This is a genomic window from Oerskovia sp. NPDC056781, from assembly GCF_042789955.1.
GTDB classification, from domain to species: Bacteria; Actinomycetota; Actinomycetes; order Actinomycetales; family Cellulomonadaceae; genus Oerskovia; species Oerskovia rustica.
Genome location: NZ_JBHUAD010000319.1, coordinates 1 through 3,572 on the forward strand (window position 1 = coordinate 1; position 3,572 = coordinate 3,572).

Below are 3,572 nucleotides of genomic sequence, written 5' to 3' on the forward strand. Positions count from 1 at the left end.
GCCCTCACCGAGACCGGTGAGGGGCCCTCTTCGGTGTCGAGGGTCAGTCGAGGTCGCGCAGGAACTGCAGCAGGAGGCGCGCCCCGTAGCCGGTCGCCCCCTCCGTGACCTCGTGACGCGACGCCGTGGCGCGCGCCGGTCCCGCGATGTCGAGGTGGACCCACGGCAGACCGTCCGTGAACTCGCGCAGGAACAGGGCGGCGGTGATCGATCCACCGCCACGTGCCTCGATCGGCACGTGGCGCAGGTCCGCGACCTCCGAGCGCAGCGCGCTCGTGTAGTCCTCCACGAGCGGCATGTGCCAGACCCGCTCCCCCGTGACGGCTGCCGCCGCCTCGATGCCTCTCACGAGCTCGGGGCTCGTGGCGAACAGCGCCGCGTGCCCCCGCCCGAGGCCGACGCTGGCCGCGCCCGTGAGGGTCGCGACGTCGACCAGCAGGTCCGGTGCGAGCCTGGCCACCGCGTACCCGAGGGCGTCGGCGAGCACCAGGCGCCCCTCGGCGTCCGTGTTCGCGATCTCGACGGTCGTGCCCGAGTAGGTCCGCAGGACGTCCCCGGGGCGGTAGGAGTCGGCGCCGAAGTGGTTCTCGGCGAGAGGCAGGACGGCGGTGACCTTGTGCCGCACGCCGGACTCCGCCGCTCCGAGCACCGCGGCCAGAGCGACGGCTGCCCCCGCCATGTCCGTCTTCATGGGCACCATGGCCTCACGAGGCTTGATCGAGAGCCCGCCCGTGTCGTACGTGATGCCCTTGCCGACGACGACCACGTGCCGCTCGGCGGCCTCGGGCTCGTACGTGACGGTCACGAGGCGGGGCGGGCTGGCCGACGCGGCCCCGACCGCCAGGAGGGCGCCGAAGCCCTGGGCCGCGAGCTCCTTGGGGCCGAGCACCTCGACGGCCAGACCAGCGGCACCGGCCAGGGCCGTCGCCTGCTCGGCGACCCATGCAGGGTCCTTGATGTTGGAGGGCGTGTTGGCCAGGTCTCGCACGAGCCACGTCGCGGTGGCCGCGACGCGAGCTGCCTCGAGCTGCGTCTCCCGGCTCTCGCCGAGCAGCACGAGCTGCTCGGCCGGCGCGTCCTGCACGGGGCCCTCGCCCGATCGCGCCGTCGGCGGGCGGCCGAAGCGCGGGATGCGGTAGGCCGCGAGGAGGTAGCCCTCGACGAAGGCGCGCACGCCCGTCGCGGTCGCGTCCGCGGTGGCCGCGCTGACGACTCGTTCGAGGCCTCGGGTGGCCCCTGCGAGCGCAGCACCGGCGCGGCGCAGCTCCAGGTCCGTGCCGCTGCCGATCCCGAGCAGGACGATCGTCGACGGCAGCCCGGCCCACGGCAGGCGGTGCGTGGAACCCGCGTGGGTACGCGGCAGGTCGACCGTGGCGACCTGTCCGGCCGCGCCACGGAAGGACGTACCCCCGGAGCGGTCCGCGAGCTCGGCCAGGTCGATGCCGTAGCGCGCGGTGGCGTCCACGGTCCCGGCGCGCGGCTGGAGGCCGTCCTCCTCCTCGAGCGGAGGAGCGACGGCCACCACGAGCGCGGCGACCGCGTCGTCGGTGAGGAACGGACAGTCCAGGACGGTGCCCGGTGCCTCGACGACCTCGGGGAGGTGTCGAGGCGCACCGCCGACGGGCGGGAGGTCCGGGACTGGCTGGGCTGCCTGGGCTGCGCGCGCGGTCAAGGTGTCTCAGCCCACGACGGCTTGGAGAGCCTCGCCCAGCTCGCTGGCCTCGGTCGCGTTGAGCTCCACCACGAGACGACCGCCACCCTCGAGCGGGACGCGCATGACGATGCCGCGACCTTCCTTGGTGACCTCGAGCGGGCCATCCCCCGTACGCGGCTTCATCGCAGCCATTGTGGGCTCTCCATTCCGTAGTCCAGTACTGCTGTGGTCGACGTCCCGGCAGGTCGGTGGCGCGTCTCCGCGCCGACCGTCCAGAGGACGTCCAGGTACCATTCTAGTTCACCGATACGACACGCCGTGGCCGCAAATGCCCAGATCGTGACCTGGGGCGTGGCAGGACCGGGTCGGACGAGCCCGCACTCGGCACGCCGTGGCGCCAGGACTCGCTACGGCGGCCACCCGCTCGGTGGCGTGAGCCGCCACAACGCCCAGACCCACCAGGCCTGCCCTGCCACCCCGGCGGCCAGGCACCCCCAGAACCACCATCGAGAACGGGTCCACCCGAGAGTGACGGCCCCGAGGGGGAACGCGAGGAGCAGGAACCTGACGATGCTCGTCCAGGGCTCGATCACGGCGACCAGGTATCCCAGGTAGGCCAGCGGCCAGGCCTGGAGCTCCGGGCCGAGCCGCCGCGAGACCGGGCTCAGGCCGAGAGCCGCCACGCCCGCCAGGACGGCTGCCAGGACCCACGGCCCGGCGCCGCCGAACAGCGCGCGCGAGACGTCGAGCCAGGGCACGAACGGCACCACGGGACCGGTCCCCCGCCAGGCGCCCTGCGTCAGGAAGTACGCGTCCGAGCGCCCGGTCGCGATCCCGCAGACCAGCTGCCAGAGCAGCCCGCTGAGCACGGCGACGACGACCAGGACGGCGATCCGCACGGCGTCCCGCCACGGGAAGGGCAGAGGGTCGCGGTCCCCGGCGAGGGCCACCGCGCCCGTGGGCACCGCACCCTCCGCCAGCCCCCCCGGTGAGGCGACGCCCGGCTGACCGTCGCGCAGCGGGGCGCCCTGCGCTCGGGCGCGGACCTCCTGGCGCGCCCGCCGCCACTCCTGGTACCGCACGACGGCGTGCCATGCCACGACCAGCGCGAGCGGCAGCGCGACCGCGCGCGTGAACCCGAGGAGCACGATCACGAGCCCTGCCCACTCGTAGCGCCGCGCCCAGAGCAGGTACAGGGCCGAGGCGACCAGCAGCAGCGCGAGCGCCTCGGTGTAGGCGACCTGGAGGACGACCGAGGACGGGAAGACGCTCACGAGCGCGACCGTGGCGAGCGGCAGGCCGGGCCGTCGCTCGACGGCCCCGTGCCCGGCCCGTTCGACGAGACGATGGATGACGAGCATCGCCCCGGCTCCGCAGAGCAGGGAGATCGTGGGCGCCACGACGTCCCAGCCCAGCCCGGTGACCTCCTGGACCGCACGGACCAGGAACGGGAACAAGGGGTAGAAGGCCCAGACGTTCTGCTGCACCGCCCCGTCGGGCCCGACGGGCAGCTCCGAGGGGTACCCGTTCTCGGCGATCTGCTGGTACCACGAGGCGTCCCACATCCGTCCCGTCCATGCGCTGTACGACGGCGCGGCGTCGGTCCAGAGGTTGGCCTCCTGCCAGCGCGAGACGACCAGGAGGATCACGGCGGTCACGAGCCGCGCCGTGACGTAGACCGCGAGCACCTGGACCCACCAGCGCCACCGCGCGGGAGCCAGCACGGCGGGGAGCGGGCGGCCCGGCTGCCGCGGTGACCGAGCAGGTCCGTCCGTGCGGCTCGTCCCGCCCGCGACGACGTCGCGGCGGCTCACGCCAGACCGCGCAGCGCGCGAGCCGGTGGTGCGTCTCCGCGGATCGCCGCGACCGTCTCCAGGACCCGACGGGTCGCGGCGACGTCGTGCGCGCGGAACACGCG

Annotated in this window: 3 protein-coding genes; all 3 read right to left on the reverse strand. The window is 74.2% G+C overall.

Features of this window, described 5'->3' with window-relative positions; genetic code table 11:
- Positions 1–43: 43 nt before the first annotated feature.
- The gene (locus ACFRCR_RS17730; protein ID WP_377679403.1) at positions 44–1,672 is read right to left on the reverse strand and encodes a leucyl aminopeptidase family protein; all 1,629 of its coding nucleotides are present in this window, start codon (positions 1,670–1,672) and stop codon (positions 44–46) included.
- A gap of 6 nt (positions 1,673–1,678) precedes the next feature.
- The gene (locus ACFRCR_RS17735) at positions 1,679–1,846 is read right to left on the reverse strand and encodes a DUF3117 domain-containing protein (protein ID WP_064506638.1); all 168 of its coding nucleotides are present in this window, start codon (positions 1,844–1,846) and stop codon (positions 1,679–1,681) included.
- A gap of 215 nt (positions 1,847–2,061) precedes the next feature.
- Positions 2,062–3,468, reverse strand: a complete 1,407-nt coding sequence (locus ACFRCR_RS17740; RefSeq protein WP_377679405.1) for a hypothetical protein — start codon at positions 3,466–3,468, stop codon at positions 2,062–2,064.
- Positions 3,469–3,572: the final 104 nt, after the last annotated feature.